The sequence below is a fragment of the Paucibacter sp. JuS9 genome (genome assembly GCF_044043925.2).
In the GTDB taxonomy this organism is placed as follows: domain Bacteria; phylum Pseudomonadota; class Gammaproteobacteria; order Burkholderiales; family Burkholderiaceae_C; genus JAUASW01.
This window is the reverse complement of sequence record NZ_CP194172.1, coordinates 584390-602838: the sequence shown is the minus strand read 5'-3', so window position 1 is coordinate 602838 and position 18449 is coordinate 584390. Positions and strand designations below refer to the sequence as shown.

Annotated in this window: 12 protein-coding genes; 8 read left to right on the top strand and 4 right to left on the bottom strand. The window is 67.0% G+C overall.

All coding sequences use genetic code 11. The annotated features are described in order from the left end of the window. The first annotated feature begins 140 nt into the window (after positions 1–140). From ABT392_RS02605 to ABT392_RS02585, 5 genes are all read left to right on the top strand, one after another. The gene (locus tag ABT392_RS02605) at positions 141–2894 is read left to right on the top strand and encodes an exo-rhamnogalacturonan lyase family protein (RefSeq protein ID WP_464970898.1); all 2754 of its coding nucleotides are present in this window, start codon (positions 141–143) and stop codon (positions 2892–2894) included. A gap of 140 nt (positions 2895–3034) precedes the next feature. Further along, positions 3035–4714: a M20/M25/M40 family metallo-hydrolase gene (locus ABT392_RS02600; RefSeq protein WP_395386719.1), complete on the top strand. Its 1680-nt coding sequence runs from the start codon at positions 3035–3037 to the stop codon at positions 4712–4714. A gap of 524 nt (positions 4715–5238) precedes the next feature. Continuing rightward, positions 5239–6321 carry a ribosome small subunit-dependent GTPase A gene (gene rsgA, locus ABT392_RS02595; RefSeq protein ID WP_395386720.1) on the top strand — a complete coding sequence of 361 codons (1083 nt, stop codon included), beginning with the start codon at positions 5239–5241 and terminating at the stop codon, positions 6319–6321. 42 nt (positions 6322–6363) lie between these two features. Beyond that, positions 6364–7959 (top strand): serine hydrolase domain-containing protein, encoded by a 1596-nt coding sequence (locus tag ABT392_RS02590; RefSeq protein ID WP_395386721.1) that lies wholly within the window; start codon positions 6364–6366, stop codon positions 7957–7959. Between the two features lie 178 nt (positions 7960–8137). Further along, complete coding sequence (locus ABT392_RS02585) at positions 8138–10465, top strand: TonB-dependent receptor plug domain-containing protein (RefSeq protein WP_395386722.1); 2328 nt, start codon at positions 8138–8140, stop codon at positions 10463–10465. 20 nt (positions 10466–10485) lie between these two features. Here ABT392_RS02585 and ABT392_RS02580 read toward each other — a convergent pair whose 3' ends face one another. From ABT392_RS02580 to ABT392_RS02570, 3 genes are all read right to left on the bottom strand, one after another. Then, positions 10486–10968 carry a cold-shock protein gene (locus ABT392_RS02580; protein ID WP_334278553.1) on the bottom strand — a complete coding sequence of 161 codons (483 nt, stop codon included), beginning with the start codon at positions 10966–10968 and terminating at the stop codon, positions 10486–10488. Positions 10969–11103: 135 nt separating this feature from the next. Beyond that, positions 11104–11298, bottom strand: a complete 195-nt coding sequence (locus tag ABT392_RS02575; RefSeq protein WP_334278552.1) for a hypothetical protein — start codon at positions 11296–11298, stop codon at positions 11104–11106. A 14-nt stretch (positions 11299–11312) separates the two neighbouring features. After that, entirely contained in the window at positions 11313–13250 is a 1938-nt protein-coding gene (locus tag ABT392_RS02570) for a S9 family peptidase (RefSeq protein ID WP_395386723.1), read from the bottom strand. A 263-nt stretch (positions 13251–13513) separates the two neighbouring features. Between ABT392_RS02570 and ABT392_RS02565 the strand changes: the two genes are divergently transcribed. The 3 genes from ABT392_RS02565 to ABT392_RS02555 are packed head-to-tail and all read left to right on the top strand — an operon-like array spanning position 13514 to position 17058. Beyond that, on the top strand, positions 13514–14374 hold the full coding sequence (locus tag ABT392_RS02565) for a phosphate/phosphite/phosphonate ABC transporter substrate-binding protein (RefSeq protein ID WP_334278550.1): 861 nt from the start codon (positions 13514–13516) through the stop codon (positions 14372–14374). 6 nt (positions 14375–14380) lie between these two features. Continuing rightward, positions 14381–16675, top strand: coding sequence for an ATP-binding protein (locus tag ABT392_RS02560; RefSeq protein ID WP_395386724.1), 2295 nt, complete (start codon positions 14381–14383; stop codon positions 16673–16675). Next, positions 16672–17058 (top strand): response regulator transcription factor, encoded by a 387-nt coding sequence (locus ABT392_RS02555; protein WP_395386725.1) that lies wholly within the window; start codon positions 16672–16674, stop codon positions 17056–17058. The genes ABT392_RS02560 and ABT392_RS02555 overlap by 4 nt, the downstream gene beginning before the upstream one ends. A 67-nt stretch (positions 17059–17125) precedes the next feature. On the opposite strand, the gene guaD is transcribed toward ABT392_RS02555, so the two are convergent. Further along, positions 17126–18430: a guanine deaminase gene (guaD, locus tag ABT392_RS02550; RefSeq protein WP_395386726.1), complete on the bottom strand. Its 1305-nt coding sequence runs from the start codon at positions 18428–18430 to the stop codon at positions 17126–17128. Positions 18431–18449: the final 19 nt, after the last annotated feature.

The following is an 18449-nucleotide window of genomic DNA, read 5'->3' as shown; positions in this document are numbered from 1 at the left end:
GATCGCTTTGGATTTGGCTCTCAGCAAAGAATCAAGACCGTGATCGGAAACGCCCCGCACAAACCCTGAGAAGCCCACAGAATGGCGCCTCGCTGCGGCGCCATCGGGGCCTGCGGCACCCCTGTACCGTTCGATTCCTCATGAACCGATATACACGCCGCTCCTTCTTCAAGACCGCCTCAGCCGCCGGCGCCGTGCCCCTGGCAGGCATTGGCGCCGCCACAGCGAAAGCGGCTGGAACGGCGGCTGTCGCGGCCGTTGCAAAGTCAGCGCCAGCGCTCACGGGCGGCGCTCGCTTGCGATGGCTGGAAGGCGCCGCACCAGCGCTGTCCACCGGCACGACCTGGGGCCTGCCCTGGCCCAAGGGTCAGGCCAGGCCGGAGCAGGTGTTCGCGCTGAAGAACGGCCAGGGTCAGGCCTTGCCGATGCAGAGCTGGCCCCTCGCTTTTTGGCCGGATGGATCGCTCAAGTGGACCGCCCATGCATTGCCGGCGGGTGTGCCCTTGGGTGTGCAGATGAGCATTGAGCCGGCGGCGGCAACCACGGCACCGGCCAGCGCGCTGAGAGTCACCGAAAGCCGCGATGCAGTCACGGTTGATACCGGCGTGCTGCAATGCGTGATCGCGCGCAGCGGCTCGCAGCCAATCCGCTCGGTGCACCGCGACGGCCGCGAGATCCTGCGCGCCGGCATGCTGGTGGCGGTGGCCGACGACAAGCCCGATGCCGAGAGCGGCCCGGTCACGCAGACGCATTTCGACAGCCAGATCAGCAGCGCCACGGTCGAGCAGAACGGCCCGGTGCGCGCCGTCATCAAGATCGAAGGCGTGCACCGCGCGGGCCAGCGCAGTTGGCTGCCTTTCGTGCTGCGCGTCTACTTCCATGCCGGTGCCGAATCGCTGCGCGTGATGCACAGCTTCGTCTACGACGGCGACGAGGCGAAGGACTTCCTGCGCGGCATCGGCCTGCGCTTCGAGGTGCCGATGCGCGATGCGCTGCACGACCGCCATGTCCGCTTTGCCGGCGAGAACGGCGGGCTGTGGGCCGAAGGCGTGCGCAATCTCACCGGCCTGCGCCGCGACCCCGGCGCCGCCGTGCGCGCCGCGCAGTTCGATGGCCGCGCCTGCCCGCCGCTCGCCGAGTTCGGCACTCAGGTGCGCACGCTGATGCACCGCATCCCGGCCTGGGGCGACTACACGCTCAGCCAGGTCGCGGCGGATGCCTTCCAGATCAAGAAGCGCACCAAGGCCGGCCACGGCTGGATCAATGCCGCCTGGGGCCATCGCGCACCGGGCACCGGCTACATAGGCGGCGCCACCGGTGGCGTGGCCTTCGGCCTGCGCGACTTCTGGCAGCGCCATCCGGTGCAGCTGGACATCCGCAACAGCCACACCGACGCGGCGCAGGTCACCGTGTGGATGCGCTCGCCGGAAGCGCCGGCGATGGACATGCGCTTCTATCACGATGGCCTGGGCATGGAGACGCATGCGCAGGAGCTCGAAGGCCTCGAGATGACCTACGAGGACTACGAGAAGGGCTATGGCACGCCGCACGGCGTGGCACGCAGCAGCGAGCTGATGCTGTGGGCGCTGGCCGCGACGCCAACGCGCGAGCGCCTGGTGCAGATGGCTGCCGCGGTGCAGACCCCGCCCCAGCTCGTGGCCACGCCCGAGCACTACCTGGCCAGCGGCGTGTTCGGCAGCCTGTGGAGCCTGCCGGACCGCAGCCACCCGATGAAGGCCGCGATCGAAGACCGGCTCGACTTCCTGTTCGACTTCTACAAGAAGGAGGTCGAGCAGCGTCATTGGTACGGCTTCTGGGACTACGGCGACGTCCGCCACACCTACGACGCCGACCGCCATGAATGGCGCTACGACGTGGGCGGCTTCGCCTGGGACAACTCCGAGCTCTCGCCCGACCTCTGGCTCTGGTACTCGTTCCTGCGCACCGGCCGCGCCGACATCTTCCGCTTCGCCGAGGCGATGGTTCGGCATACCAGTGAGGTCGACACCTACCACCTCGGCCGCTTCAAGGGCCTGGGCACGCGGCACAACGTCCAGCACTGGGGCTGCAGCGCCAAGCAGGCACGCATCAGCACGGCGGCCTACCGGCGCTTCTACTACTTCATGACCGCCGACGAGCGCATCGGCGACATCATGCAGTCGCTGCTCGACGTGGACCGCCAGCTCGATGCGGTGGACCCGGTGCGCAAACTGGCCAAGCAGCCGCCCAAGGGGCCGTACCCGGCGCGGCTGAGCTTCGGCACCGACTGGGCGTCGCTGGCCGCCAACTGGCTCACCGAATGGGAGCGCAGCGGCAAGCCGCAATACCGCGACAAGATCCTGCGCGGCATGCAGGACATCGGCGGCATGCCCAAGGGCTTCTTCAGTGCCGAGCGGGCGGGCTACGAGCCGGCCACCGGCCATGTCTACAACATCGCCGGCGACAAGGCCGAGGCCAGCCATCTGAACGCGGTGTTTGGCGCGGTGGAGATTTTTGCCGAGCTGATCGAGCTCGGCGTGGCGCCCGGCTTCGAGAAGGCCTGGCTGCAGTACTGCGAGCTCTTCAATGCCTCGAAGGACGAGCAGATCCGGCAGCTCGGGATGCCGCATGGCGCGACCAACGCCCTGCTCGTTGGCCATTCCCGGCTGACGGCCTATGCCGCCTGGAAGAAGCAGGACCCGGCCCTGGCCCAGCGCGCCTGGCGCGAATTCCTGGCCGGCGACCGCTTCGGCAGCCAGCCGCTGCGCACGCAGAAGGTTCAGGGGCCGCTGGTGCTGAACCCGGTGGAAGAAGCGCCTTGGATCAGCACCAACAGCACGGCGCAATGGGGGCTGGCCGCCATCCAGAACCTGGCACTGATCGGCGACCAGCTGCCCGCGGCCATTCCTCGCTGAGGGCCCTGTCTTGGCGGGTGGACTCAGTATTTCCCCTCCCCCCGCCAACGCACAAAAGACGGCCCTGACGAATGGCACCCCCTGGCGCGCCCCGTAGACTGCCCCGTTTTCTGGATCCAAATATCCGTCGGAGCCCCTCGATGAAGCTGAACAAACTGCAACAGGCGCTGGCCGTGGCCGCCCTGCTGGTCCCCGTGCTCGTGAGTGCCAAGCCTGATCCCGAAGTGATCAACGCGATCCGGGACCAGGGCTTCAACCATTCCCAGGTCATGCAGACGCTGCACCACCTGACCGACAAGATCGGCCCGCGCCTGACCAACTCCCCGAAGATGCGCGAGGCCAGCCTCTGGACCATGGAGCGCATGAAGAGCTGGGGCCTGGCCAATGTGCACCAGGAAGCCTTCGAGTTCGGCCGCGGCTGGACCTATGACAAGGCCAGCATGGACCTGACCTTCCCGCGCAGGACTTCGCTGCACACCATCCCGCTGGCCTGGACGCCGGGCACCAATGGCACGGTCGAGGCCGAGGTCGTGATGCTCGACGCCGTCACCGAAGCCGAGCTCGCCAAGTACAAGGGCAAGATCAAGGGCAAGGTCGTGATGCTCAACGAGCCCATGGACACCGAGGAGCCGCGCCGTGAGGTCTCCAAGCGCTACTCGGCCGCCGAGCTCAACGAGATGCGCGCCTTCAACATCAAGGCACCGGCCAACGACGGCAACACCCCGCCCGACAGCGTGGAGGCGCGCCGCAAGTTCAGCCGCTTCAACGACGCACGCGAAGCGTTCCTGAAGGCAGAAGGCGCTGCCGGCGCCCTGTTCCGCAGCTCCTGGGATGGCGGCCTCGTCCGCGTGATGGGCCAGAACCACCGCGTGGGCAAGACCTTCCCGGTACCAGGCCTGATGCTGCCGGTGGAGCACTACAACATGCTGGCCCGCACCATCGAGAACGGCATCACGCCCAAGATCACCTTCAGCGTCGACGCCCGCTTCCACGACGAAGACGTGAACGCCCACAACACGCTCGGAGAGATCCCCGGCAGCGGCCCCGAGGTCGTGATGCTGGGCGCCCACCTGGACTCCTGGCACGGCGCCACCGGCGGCGTTGACAACGCAGCCGGCGTGGCCATCACGATGGAAGCCATCCGCATCCTCAAGGCCGTCGGCGTGAACCCCAAGCGCACCGTGCGCCTGGGTCTGTGGTCCGGCGAGGAACAGGGCCTGGTCGGCTCGGCCGCCTACGTGGAAGAGCATTTCGCCAGCCGCCCGAAACCGACCGACCCGAAGGAACGCGCGCTGCCGCGCTGGATGTGGAGCAACCCGGGCTGGCCCATTACCGTAAAGCCCGAGCATGAAAAGCTCTCGCTCTACTTCAATGTGGACAACGGCAGCGGCAAGCTGCGTGGCATCTACACCCAGGGCAATGCCGCCGCTCGCGCTTCATTCGCTGACTGGTTCGGCCAGGTCAGCGACCTGAGCGACGGCGTCATCACCAACAATTCCACCGGCTCGACCGACCATGCCTCGTTCGACCAGGTGGGCCTGCCCGGGTTCCAGTTCATCCAGGACCCGCTTGACTACTTCACCCGCCTGCACCACACGCATGTCGACTCCTCCGACCACGTGCTGCCCGACGACATGAAGCAGGCCGCCGTGGTGCTGGCCACCCTGGTCTACAACGCCGCCACCACCGAAGCACGCCTGCCGCGCAAGCCCATGCCGACCGAGCACACGGCCGAGGAAAAGCAGGCCGAGAAGCTGAAGGCCGACAAGCGCGTGCGCAGCAAGGACCGCAAGGCCCTGGGCGAGCTGTCGTCGCGCTGAGCCGGCACCCGGCACTGAAGGCGATATGAACCGAAGAATGTTTGTTCTTCGTCATATCGCCGTCACGAGCCTTCAGCACAATGCAAGGCACGGAAGCGAAAACCGGCTGCAAATTGGGCAGAGAACTGGAACCCGTCACCAGCGCTGAAGTAAACCGTCGCCAGCCCAGTGCGCAGGTGTCCGGAAGCGAAGAAGAGCCACCCCTGGTGGCTCTTTGCTTTTGTGGCGCCATGACTATTGACGCGGCTCGGCACCCGCCGGCACACTGCGCGACTGTTTCTTCCCTCTCAACCCTTCACACAGGAGCGCCCCATGAACGCAATCCATGACATTGCCCACCTCCTGTCGGCCGCCGCCCTGGCTGCCTGAAGGCAAGAGACTTCCGCGCCGCGCTCGCCCTGAGCGCTGCCGCGCCGCAACACCTCCCCGCCTGACAAGCTGCCGCGCCCGCGGCCGACCTTGACCTCATTCCCCTGCGACGAACACCGCCGCGGGGACCGGCTCCATTTGCCCATGAGAACGTCATGCTCGACAGCTTGCAATTCGAGGCGCTGCGCCGCCTTGGCCTGAATCAATCCATCCTCCCCCTGCTGCCCGCACTGTCGGACCAGCACCCCGCCGCGGCGCTCGTCCGCGTGACCGAAATCCACCGCGATGTGCTGCGCCTGGCGGGCGCCGACGGCGCAATGCAAGGCCGCATCCGCCCGGCCCTGCTGAGTGCCATGCGGGCCCATGGCCAGCGCCTCGCCGTTGGCGACTGGGTGCTCGCCCAGCCCGAGGGCGACAGCGCCTGGGTGTGCGCGCGCATCCCGCCGCTCAGTGCCTTGAGCCGGCGTGACCCCGAAGGCTGGCTGCAGCCTCTGGTCAGCAACATCGACTGCGCGCTGCTGGTACTCGGCCTTGACAAGGACTTCAACCTCGCCCGGCTCGATCGCTACCTGGTGCTGACTCGCAGTGCCGACGTGCCCGCCGTGGTGGTGCTGAGCAAGGCCGACCTCTGCGTCAATCTGCCCGACCGCCTTGCCGAGGTGCGCCGACACCTCGCCCACAGCCACGCCGGCCTGCTCGATGTCGTGGCGGTGGACAGCACGTCGGCCGAGAGCTGCTCGGTGCTCGAGCCCTACATGGGCCTGGGCCAGACGCTCGTCCTGCTGGGATCCAGCGGCGCTGGCAAGAGCACGCTCACCAACACCTTGAGCGGGCAGTCGGAGCAGCTCACCGGCTCGGTGCGACTCGACGACAGCCGCGGCCGCCACACCACCACCAGCCGGAGCCTGCACCGCTGCACCAGCGGCGCCTGCATCATCGACACGCCGGGCCTGCGCAGCCTCACGCTGGACGCCGACGCGAACGCCGTGGCGCAGGCCTTCGACGATGTACAGAACCTCGCCCAAGCCTGCCGCTTCCGCAACTGCAGCCACGGCGATGAGCCCGGCTGCGCGGTGCGCGAAGGTATCAGCGCCGAGCGCTTGAAGAGCTACGAGAAGCTGCAACGCGAGGCGCAGCGAGGCGAGATGAGCTACCTGGAGCGGCGCGAGCGGCTGGCCGAGTGGAAGCGCATCGTCAAGGGCGTGCAGCTCAAGAAACGCCTGCGAGGTCGCGATTGAAGGAGTGCCGCCACTACACTGGCCAGCCTCTGAGGAGCACCCATGATCCACGCTGCGGCGGCCCATCTGCAAACCCGCGTCGACCACTACTTCGCGGCCTTGCAAGGCCGCGCAGCGCCGGGCTACAGCGTGGGCCTCCTGCGCGACGGCGAGGTGCTGCTCGCCAAGGGCTACGGCCTGGCCAGCCTGGAGCAGCAAACGCCGCTGCGGCGCGACTCCAGGCTGCGCATCGCCTCGGTCTCCAAGCAGTTCACCGTGGCCGCCGTGCTCTTGCTGCAGTCGCAAGGCTTGCTGCGCATGACGGACGATGTTCGCCAGCATCTGCCCGAACTGGGCGGCTTGCCCGAAGCGATCACGCTGGACCAGCTGGCGCGCAACACCAGCGGCCTGCCCGACATGCTGGAGCTTTTGCGCCTGGGCGGCGTGAATCTCGACTTGCGCGTGGACCGTGAACAGCTCTTGCAGACGATTGCGCGCTGCAGGCACCTGAACTTCAGGCCTGGCAGCCGCTTCCTCTACTGCAACAGCGGTTTCGCCCTGCTGGGCCTGCTGGTGGAGCGCATCAGCGGCCACAGCCTTGATGAATTCCTGCAGCAGCAGTTGTTCAGTCCACTGGGCATGCAGGCCACGCAAATGGTGAAGGCATGCGACCGCCCACAGCCCGGCCTGGCCACGCCCTACCTGCCCGACAGCAGCGAGCCCGGCCACTGGCGCCGCGCGATGCATGGTTTCGAGCACGGCGGCGAAGGCGGGCTGGTGTCGACCGTGGAAGACATGCTGATCTGGGCTGCGCAGCTCCTGCAACCGGGGCCAGGCATGGCCGAGCTGGTCACGGCATTGCAAGCGCATGCGCCGCTGCTGGCGGGCCACGCGTCGCCCTATGCGCGCGGGCTGGAGCATGGCCATTGGCAAGGCCTGGCCACCATCGGCCACGGCGGGCTGTGGCCGGGCTTTCGCACCGAGTTCCTGCTCTTGCCTGAGGAGCGCCTCGCCGTCGTCGTGATTTCCAACGACGGCGGCAGCAATCCCTACAAGGTCGCTCGCGAACTGGCGGGCCTCGCGCTGGACCGGCCCGCGCCTGCGCCAACATGCAGTCTCGCCGCCTGGCAAGGTCGCTGGCTCGATGCCGAGCAGGGCCAGCTGATCGAATTGACTGTGGACGACGCAGGCCGCGTGATGTGCTCGCAATGGGGTGCCGGCTTCGAGCTGCAGGCCGATGCCGACGGCAACTGGCGGCCGCTGCGGGGCGTCTATGAGTTCCGCCTGTGTACCGACGGCCCCGAGGCGCTGAGCCTGGACATCGGCGCCGGTCGCATCGCCAGGCTGCATCGCGTCGACCCGGCAGCGCCGATGCCGCCCGGCCTTGCTGGCCGCTACTACAGCAAGGATGCGGACGCCTGCTGGCACATCGCCGAGGACCTGAGCCTGCGCGCCGAAGGCCCGCTCCTGAAGCCCCGACAGTCCTGGACCCTGCATGCACTGACAGCCGATCTGGTCGAGCTGCGCAGCGGCGGCTACTGGATGCAGCCGACCCAGCTCCTGCGCGTCGAACGCGATGCCGCCGGCAAGGTGCAGGCCTTGCTTGTCGACACCGGCCGCATCAAGAAGCTGCGCTTCGAGAATCAATCGTCGGTTTGAGCGATCTGCAACAAGCCGCGTTGCTGCAGGTAAAGAGGCGGTAAACGCGCCCCCAGAACCGAGGTCCGGCCGGGTCATCCATGCGATGCTTCGCGCCTGCGCTGCGGGCCGCCCCGGCCCGGCGCCTGCCTGCATCCACCAGACCTCTGCCCGGCCGCCCTGCTGCGGCCTCGCGACCATGACCGACCAAGCCACGTTTGCCCTCCATCCGCTGTCTGCCGCCCTTGCGCTGACCTTGGTCGCCGCCCTGCCGGCCGCGGCCCAGACCGCCACGCCGCCCGCGGCTCCAGCCAGTGCGCCTGCTGCTCCACGGGCCAAACCCGCCACGCCGCTACAACGCCCGGCCGAGCGCCCGGCCCAGCGCCCGCCCGCAGTCGATCAGAAAGCGCCGCAGCAACAGCAACTGCAGCGCGTGGACATCGAAGGCAGCAGCAATGACGACGGCAAGCGCCGCGCTTCGACGGCTGCCAAGATCGTCATCGGCCGCGAGGAGATCGAGCGCTACGGCGACAACAACCTCGGTGAAGTCCTGAAGCGCCTGCCCGGCGTGACCACGGGCGGCAGGCCCGGCCGCGGTGGCGATGTGCGCATGCGCGGCATGGGCGGCGGCTACACGCAGATCCTCGTCAACGGCGAGCGCATGCCGCCCGGTTTCGCGCTGGACCAGTTGCCACCCGAGCAGGTCGAGCGCATCGAGATCATGCGTGCGCCCACGGCCGAGCATGGCGCGCGCGCCATCGCCGGCACCATCAATGTGGTGCTGCGCGAGGCCTTGCAGAAACGGCTCAATGAAGTGCGCCTGGCCCTGGCCGAAGAGAAGGGTCGCATTCGCCCCAATGCCTCCTGGACCCGCAACGACAAGCTGAACGACAACGGCGGCGCCTACAACATCACCATCAATGCCCATCGCGGCGACAACATCGACGACGTGGCCGTCCGTGCCACGACGCGTGACCTGCGCACCGGCAGCGAATCGGTGCAGACCACCACCGGCACGCACGAGAACAGCCGCAGCTCCCTGAACATGAATGCGCGGCTGCAGTGGCGGCTGAACGACGGCGGCTCGCTGTCCATCCAGCCCTTCCTCGCGTCCAGCAAGGGCAATGGCATCAACCACTCAGAACAGACGCCCGGCATCAACTACAACAGCGTGGACACGCAGAGCAACAACGAGTTCACGATGGCGCGCATCAATGCGCAGTGGATGAACCGCCTCGGCCCCGAGACTCGCGTGGAAGTGCGCGGCGGCATTGGCCGCGGCGACATGAAGAGCCACAGCCAGCGCCAGGAATACATCGCGCCGGCCAAGGTGGCCAGCCGCGTGCAGGACGACAGGAGCGACAGCGACAACCAGTCCTGGAGCCTCAACACCAAGCTGTCGCACCAGATGCTGCCGAGCGAGCACAGCCTGGTCGGTGGCATCGAGGCGGAAGGCCAGAAGCAGAACTCGACCCGCGTCTGCCGCGAGAACGGCCTGGCCTGCCGCGGCGTGCTGGAGTTCGGCGACGAGTTCCAGGCCTCGACGCTGCGCACCGCGGCCTACATCCAGGATGAATGGAGCCCGAGCAAGCAATGGTCGGCCTATGCCGGCCTGCGCTGGGAAGGCATCGAGAGCAAGAGCACGGCCACCACCTACGCGGTCAGCAACCGATCCAGCGTCCTGACGCCGCTGCTCCATGCGGTCTGGAAGCCCGACGAGAAGAGCCGCGATCAGGTCCGCATGAGTCTCACGCGCAGCTACCGCAGCCCGCAATTGCAGGACCTGGTGGCCCGCCCCAACGTCAACTCCCAATACCCGAGTGGAGCCAACACTGCCAACTATGCCGACCGCGCCGGCAACCCGAACCTCAAGCCCGAGCTGGCCAATGGCATCGACCTCGCCTTCGAGCGCTACCTGAGCAAGGGCGGCGTCCTGAGTGCGAATGTGTTCTCGCGCCGCATCACCGATTTGATGCGCAACGTGACCGAGCTGGAAACGGTCAGCTGGTCGAGCGTGCCGCGCTGGGTGTCGCGTCCGCGCAATATCGGCAAGGCACGCACCCAGGGCATCGAGCTGGAGGCCAAGTTCCGGCTGGACGAGTTCATCGCGGACGCGATGCCGCTGCAGATTCGCGCCAACCTGAGCGTGTTCCATTCCAGCGTGGAGGGCATTCCAGGCCCCAACAACAAGCTCGACCAGCAGCCCAAGGGCGTGGCCAACTTCGGTGTGGACTACCGGCTGCGCAGCGCGCCGGTGACCCTGGGCGCCAGCATCAACTACACGCCGGCCAACCAGATCCAGCAATCGGTGCTGACCGCTGCGACCACCACGAAGAAGCGGGTGCTCGACACCTTCGCGCTGTGGAACGTGAACAAGGACGTGGGGCTGCGCCTGTCAGCCACCAACCTCTCGCCGCTAGCCTATGCCAACTCAAGCGTGATCAATACCGGCGAGCAGATGATCACCACCGAGAGCGGCGGCCGCACCTTCACGCAGTGGCAAATGCGCCTGGAGTGGCGGATCTGAGGCCGAGAGGCCAGAGCCGATCAATGCTTGGCCGGGGCCGGTTTGGCAGCCGACCCCTTGCTGCCGGCCTTGGCAGCCTTCAGCGGTGGCGGTGAGGTGTCCGGATTGAGCTCATTGCTCAGCGCAGAAAACTTGGCACTCGCTTCTGGCTCGTAATGGCGCATCAGCGCCAGGCCACCCACGGTGGTCAGCAGCACTGCGGCAGCCGTGCCCACCATCCAGCTGCGGCGGCGCACACCCGATGCGGCCAGGCGCTCCGAGCGCGAACGTGAGGGCTTGAAGCCGCCACGCTGCGAGCTGAGGCGCCGAACCCGCACCGCCTGCTTGCGGCCCGAGGGGCTCAGTTCCACTTCGAAGCTGAGGGCTTCGCCGGGCTGCGGCGCCTGCGCGTCGCCGGGAAAGGCCGAGATGCGGACGAACAAGGCCTGACCGCCCCCTTGAGGTTCAATCGTTCCCGAGGCCTGGTCGTCATCCCAGGTCTTCAGCGTGCCTTCGAATCGCATGTTCTTGTCCCAACCTTTGTACTGCCAATCCCGGCATGACCGGGCCTGACGCAATGGTGAGGGCAAACGCCCCGCAGCGCCCGCAACACGATGTAAGAGCTGTTGCGGACGCTGCCGTCCTGAACTAGTGACTTATTACCGCCCTCCCCCAAGCAGCCGGGCCGGCAACATCAACATGGCGCGCAGCAGTGCAAACACAGCTTCCACGCCGATGCCGAGCAGCCGGAACGGCAGGCTGAGCAGCCAGACCAGGGGCCACAGGACCAGGGCCAGCAGAGCCAGCGGCCAGCAAAAGATGAACAACAGGCACCACAGGATCAGGCTGGTCATGGCGGCTCCTTCGCTTACTTGCCAGAGGTCGGCAGCAGGTACTTGTCGAGGAACTCCTTGATCTTGCGGTTCGCTTCGATCTGGTTCTTCTTCTTGGCAAAGCCGTGGCCCTCGTCGGGGAAGACCACGTATTCCACCGGCACATTGTTCTTCTTGACCGCCTCGACGATCTCGTCGCTCTCCGGCTTGATCACACGCGGGTCGTTGGCGCCCTGGATCACCATCAGCGGCTTCCTGATCTCCTTGGCATGGAACAGGGGTGAAGTGGCGATCAGGAAGTCCTTGTCCTTCACCGGGTCGCCCACCTCCTGGTACAGGGCCTTGCGGAAGCTCTCCCAATAGGGCGGGATCGATTCCAGCGTGCGCAACCAGTTGCTGACACCAAAGATGTCCACGCCGACCTTGAAGGCCTCGGGCCGGAAAGCCATGGCGGCCAGCGTCATGTAGCCACCATAGCTGCCGCCCATGATGCCGATGCGCTCATGGTCGATCACGCCGGTGGAGGCCAGGTAAGTCTTGGCTTCGATGCAGTCCCACAGCGGCTCGCGGCCATGCTTGCCATCGTCCGCGGTGAAGAAGCTCTTGCCATAGCCCGAGCTGCCGCGGTTGTTGATGCCCAGCACCGCATAGCCATGGTTGGCCAGGTACTGCGCCAGAGCGTTGTAGCCGCGCATGGTCTGGCCGCCAGGGCCGCCATGCACCAGCAGCACGGCCGGCACCTTGTTGCCGGGCGAGGCGCCCTTGGGTTCGTAATAGATCGAAGGAATCACCATGCCGTCGAAGGACTTGAAGCGAACGATCTTCGCCTCGACCAGCTCGGACGGGTCAATCTCCTTGCTCAGGCTGCGGCTCAGCTGCGTCGTCTTCTTCGTGGCGAAGTCATGAACAAAGAGGTTGCTTGGCGAGCGGTCGCCGTTCACGTAGAACGCCATCTTCGTGCCGCTCCTGGAGAAGTTGACGCCGCGCAGCTCGCCCTCCGGCAGCTTGGGCAGGGGCAGCAACTTCTCGCCTTCGCGGATCGTGATCTTGATGCTGGCATCGGCATTGACGCCGGTGACGCGGTAGCGGCCGTCGCGCGAGTAGTCGGTGTAGGCGATGTCCCAGTCGGCCTTCTCCACATCGCTCATCTGGCCGCTGGCCAGGTCGTAGGCGACCAGCCGGGTGAACTCGCTGCCGTCATTGGTCGTCAGCAGCAGGCGCTTGGAGGCCGGGTCGAAAGTGGCCGCTGAATAGCTGGCCACGCCCTGGTGCGAGGTGATGTGCTTGAGGGCCTGGTTCTGGGTGTCGAACAGGTAGACATCGGAGTCGGCCGTGGTGTTGGTCTTGCCCAGCGCCAGCCAGCGGCCATCGCGGCTGATCGCACCCGGCGACATGCCGGTCTCGTTCTTGTAGACGAGCGTGCGCGCGTAGGTCTTGGCGTCGTAGCGGTAGAGGTCGAAGAAGCGCGGGTCGCGCTCATTGCTCGTCACGTAGAAGGCGCTGTTGTCGCCGCTCCAGCCGGCAAAGGCCGCCTTCAGCTTGTCGCCGGGGGTCAGGTCCTTCTCGCTGCCGTCGAGCTCGCGCACATAGAGATGGTTCTGCTCATTGCCGGCCTGGTCGCGGGTCAGCAGTACACGGTCGTCTTCGGGGAAGAAACCAACGGCGTAGTTGCTGTCCGTCGTCGACTTTGTCAGCGCAACCGGCTCACCGCCTGTGACCGCGATGCTGTAGACATTGAAGATGCCGGTCACATTGCTGGAGAACAGGATGCGCTTTTCATCGGCACTGAAGGAGGCGCCGCCGATCGAGACCGTGGCCATGAACTGCTCGATGGTGTAGCGCTTGGCGGCTTTCGCGGCAGCCTTGGTGGGGGCCGCGGCGCTGGTGGGTGCCGCGGTGGCAAGCCCGAGACAGAGGGCTGCAGCCAGCAGGCTGGCCGGGGCAAAGCTCGTGATCGACTTCTTGGGGTTCATCGGTTTCTCGCTCCTGTGTTGGGTTACCGGTCCTCGCCGGCTGTCGCGACTATAGAAGGCAGGCCGGCCCGGAGCCAGGTCGGTCCGGACCAACAGCCCAAGCGCCGTCACGGCCTGCAGCCGTTGCCGACAGACCGCATGGCCACGTGACAGATTACCGCTCTGACGCTCGGGGCCAGCCGGGGCTGTCCCATGTCAACGCCTGGGCCGCGCCCCTGCCTAGACTTGAGGCCCTGATGGACCGTCTACCCGGAGTTCCGTTCATGAAGCCAATGATCCTTCGCCGCGACCTGGCCTTGCTGGCTCTGTGCCTGTCCAGCCTGCTGCCCGCTGCATGGGCACAGGGCAACGCGCCCGCCTACCAGTTCTCGCCAGTCAACCAATACGGCATCAACCTGACGGCCGCCTACTGGAATCCCATCATCAGCTACGTGTCGGCCAAGAGCGGCGTGAAGCTCCAGCTCAAGCTCGGCCGTACCTCGGCGGACACCACCTCCTACGTGCTCGCCCAGGAGGTCGAATTCATCTTCAGCAACCACATGTTCAGCCCGGAGCGAGAGAAGCTTGGCTGGAAGGTCCTGGCGCGCCGGCTCACGCCGCCGGTTCATGGCCAGATCCTGGTGCCTGCCGACTCGCACATCACCGATCTCTCGCAACTGCAAGGCAAGGAAGTGGCTTTCCCGGGCCAGGAGGCCTTGATCGCCTACAAGTTCCCGGCGGCCCAGCTGATGAGCCGCAAGGTCGAGTTCAAGACCGTCTTCGGCGGCAACATGGACGGCGCCTTTGCGCAACTGTTCAGCGGCAAGGTCGCTGCGGTCGGTGCCAATTCGCAGCTGGCCGAGGGCTTTGCCAAGCGCGAGGGCAAGAAATTCAGGGTGCTCTGGAGTTCACCGCCGCTGCACGACCTGGCGCTGATGGCTTCTGCGAAGGTGCCCGACAGCACGCAGCGCGCCGTCGCAGCCGCCTTCATCGGCATGCACAAGGACCCCGAGGGCCGGGCCATCCTGGAACAGGCCTCGCAGCAGGTGGGGCTGGGCGCCGAGGCCTACTTCATCAGCTCCGACGGCGCGGAGTACGGCGCCTACCGGGACTTCTACCGCAGCGCACCCGCTCAACTGCGCTGAGCGGCCGTGGCTCGGGTGCTGCAGGCACTGCTTCCCCGCTCGCTGGTCGGGCGGGTGTTCGCGCTCTACTCGATCACGCTGCTGGTCTTCGTGGCGTCTGCGCTGGCGCTGTTCTACCGTTACCAGTTTCAGGTCGAGCTGACCGAGGCCCAGGAACGCGCCGACACCCTCAACAGCGTGATCCTGCCGGTGATCTCGGACAGCGCCGTGATCGGCGACTACGACACCATCCAGCGCACGCTGGAGCGGGCGGTCCAGCATTCCTCCTTCAGCAGCGCGAGCTTCATCGATCTGCGCGGCGGCGTCGTCAAGGCGCCCAATCCAGGCGTGCCCAGTACGGCACCGCCGGCATGGCTGCAGGATCGGGTGGCCGAATTGCTGTTGGACAGCAACCTGCCGGTCGTCGTGGGCGGCAGCGACTACGGCGTGTTGCGACTCAGCTTCGCCAGCGACCGCATTGCCGGCAAGCTCTGGCAGCAGACCCTGGTCACGCTGGCCATGGGCCTCGTGGGCCTGGTGGCGGGCCTGGGCCTCATTCGCCTCTTGCTGGTGCGTTGGCTGGGTCGGCTCAACCAGGTGCAGGATTTCGAGCGGGCGCTGATCAGCGGCGACCCGACCCAGGCCTTGCTGTCGGCCGACGATGCGCCGACCGAGTTCCGGGCCACCTTCGAGGTGCTTGGCCGCACGGCCGCCAGCCTGCAGTTGCAGCGGGCACAGGCGGCTGTCACGCTGAGGGCCATTGCCGACAGCGTGTTCACGCTCGACGCCGACGGCCGCATCGTGCTGGCCAACCCGGCCGCCCAGCAGACGATAGGACTGCCCCTGTCCCACCTGACGGGCCGCCTGATGCAGGACGTCCTGCCTCAGGCGTTCGACGACGGTCGCGCCCTGCGCCCCTGGAGCGGCCGGCGCCTGCGCATGGCTGACGCCCTTGGCGAGATCCGCGTGGTGGACTCCAGCCTCTCGCTGATCAACGATGACCAGGGTCAGGCGGTCGGCCATGTGATGGCCTTCCGCGACATCACCGAGCAGCATTTGCTGGAACAGCGCTTGCGCGAGGAGCTGGGCAGCCGTGAACGCGCCCTGGTGGCGCTGCGCCAGGTGCTCGAAGGCCTGACACAGGTCAGTGCAGGCGCCGATGCAGGCCATCGTGAGGGCGCGGGCGACGACCTCAGTGCAATCAGCCAGATGATCGGAGGCCTGGTGGGCCAGCTGCAGGCGCGCGGCGCCCAGCTCAATGCCATCTTCGAGCTGACACCCGACGCCTTCGTGTCCTTCGACGCCCAGCGCCGCGTGAGCTATGCCAGCCCGGCCTTCGCCCGCCTGACCGGCATCGCCGTAGACCCGCTCGGGCTCGATGAGGCGGCCCTGGAAGCCCTGCTGCGCCGGCAGACCGACGGCGCCATCAGCTGGCTCGGCTTCGCTGCGATGCAGCGGGACAGCAACGACGAGGACCGCCACGTCGTCATCGAGATCAAGCGGCCCACGCACCGCGTGCTGGAACTGCGGCTGCGCGAAGGGAAGTCGGAGGCCATATCCCAGGTGCTGGCCTTGCGGGACGTGAGCCACGCCTTCGAGGTGGACCGCATGAAGAGCGAGTTCCTCTCCATGGCCGCGCACGAGCTGCGCACGCCCATGGCCAGCATCTACGGCTTCGTCGAAATCCTGCAGCACCGGCAGATGGACGATGCACGCCGGCGCGAGGTGCTCGAGATCATCCACCGACAGTCCACCTTGATGATTGCGGTCATCAACGAGCTGCTGGACCTGGCGCGCATCGAGGCCCGCCGCGGCCAGGACTTCGTGCTCGAGTCGCTGGACCTGTGTACCGTCGTGCCGGCCCTGGTGCATGACTTCAACCCACCGCCCTCGCGCGAGGCCCCGGTACTGCACTGCCAGGCCGAGCGCTGCATGGTGCGCGTCGACCGCAACAAGCTGCAGCAGGCCCTCGGCAACGTGCTGTCCAACGCCTACAAATACTCTCCAGCAGGCGGTACCGTGTCGCTGCAACTGCGGCTGGAGCTCCACAACGGCCAGCCCATGGCTGGCATCGAGGTCGCGGACCAGGGCATCGGCATGAGCCCGGACCAGCTGGCACGCGTCAGCGAGCGCTTCTACCGCGCCGACGACTCCGGCGCCATTCCTGGCACCGGGCTCGGCATGAGCATCGTGAAGGAAATCGTCGAGCTGCACGGCGGCCGGCTGGCGCTGCAAAGCCAGCCTGGGCAGGGCACGACGGTCATCCTGTGGCTGCCGACTGCCGATACCATGCCGCCTGATACTCGACTCTCCACGCCATGAGCACCATCCTGATCGTTGAAGACCACTCTGACATCCGCCGCCTGATACGCTGGGCCCTGGATTTCGATGGTCACCAGATCCACGAGGCCGCGAACGGCGCGCAGGGCCTGCTGTCGGCCGGCGTCATCCGACCCGACCTGATGATCGTGGACATGATGATGCCGGGCGACATGAACGGCCTGGAACTCACCAAGCAGTTGCGTGCCGATCCACAGCTGAGCCAGACCGGCATCATCATGCTGACCGCCCGTGCGCAGAGCGCAGACCGCGAGGCGGCCCTGGCTGCCGGCGTGGACGCCTTTCTGGTCAAGCCATTCAGCCCGATGGGTCTCGCCGCAGAGGTGGATCGGGTGCTGAAAGACCGTCGAGCCCAGCAGACCTGAAGCCCACCGGCCGCTGCCGGCCAGCCCCCTCGCTGAGGAAGATCAGCACCGGCAGCCTGGACCTCTTCTAGGCAACCACCCTGGCCTGCCCGGCCACATAGGCAGCGCGCAGATTGCGCTCGTCCGAGAGCGTGAGCCAGGCGAACACCCGCTCATGCGGCGTGCGCGCCAGCGCATCACGAACTTGGGCCACCGGGCCCTGCGCCCAGTCCCAGACGCAGACATCGGCCACCGAGCCGACATCGAAAGAGCCGATCTCTGCGCCCAGGCCCAGCGCCTCGGCCGCGCCACGCGTGGCGGCATGCAGGGCCACCCAGGCCGACAGGCGCTGGCCATTGAGCGCCTGCACCTTGTAGCCATCGGCCAGTGTGCGCTGCATCGACAACGAGGTGCCGCCGCCCACGTCACTCGCGGCGCTGACCCGGAAGCCGGCCTGGCGCGCGGCCGGCCAGTCGAACAGGCCGCTGCCCAGGAACAGGTTGGATGAGGGGCAGAACGCCACCTGCGCGCCGGTCTCGGCCAGCACCCGACGGTCCGCCTCATCGAGCCAGATGCCATGGGCCAGCACGGCGCGTGGATGCAGCAGGCCTTCGCGGGCGTAGACGTCGAGATAGCTGCGCGCATGCGGAAAGAGCTTCGCCACCCACTCGACTTCGGCACGGTTCTCGGCCACATGGGTCTGCATGTAGAGCGTGGGATCAGCCTTGCACAGAGCGCCGGCCATCGCCAGCTGCTCGGGCGTGCTGGTGGGTGCAAAGCGCACCGTCACCGCATAGGCCAGGCGGTCCTTGCCATGGAAGCGCGAGATCAGGTCGATGCAATCCCGCTCGGCCTGCGCCACATCGTCGCGCAGGCCATCGGGCGCGTGGCGATCCATCAGCACCTTGCCGGCAACGAGGCGCATGCCGCGCGCGCGCGCCGATTCAAACAGCGCTTCGGCCGAACCCTTGTGCACGGTGGGAAAGACCACGGCCGAGGTCGTGCCATGGGCCAGCAGCGCATCGAGGAATCGCTCGGCACCTGCCTGAGCCACGGCCGGGTCGGCATAGCGGCGCTCGGCCGGGAAGGTGTAGCGGTTCAGCCAGTCCAAGAGCTCGGAGCCGTAGCTGGCGATCACGTCCAGCTGCGGGCAGTGCACGTGGGTGTCGATGAAGCCGGGCAGTATCAGCCGGCCCGCATGGTCCTCGCGCTGCCAGCTCGGGTCGGGGTCTTCGGGCTGCGCGCCGACGATGCGGCCGTTCTCGATCAGGAGCCAGTGGTCAGGCCGAAAGCGAACCGCTGCGTCGTCCTCGGCACCCCAGGCGGGTGTGGACATGAAGTCGAGCAGGTCGCCGCGCAGGGCCAGGCGTTGAACGGGAACTTGTTGGGTCATCGAGGTCCAGAGAATATGT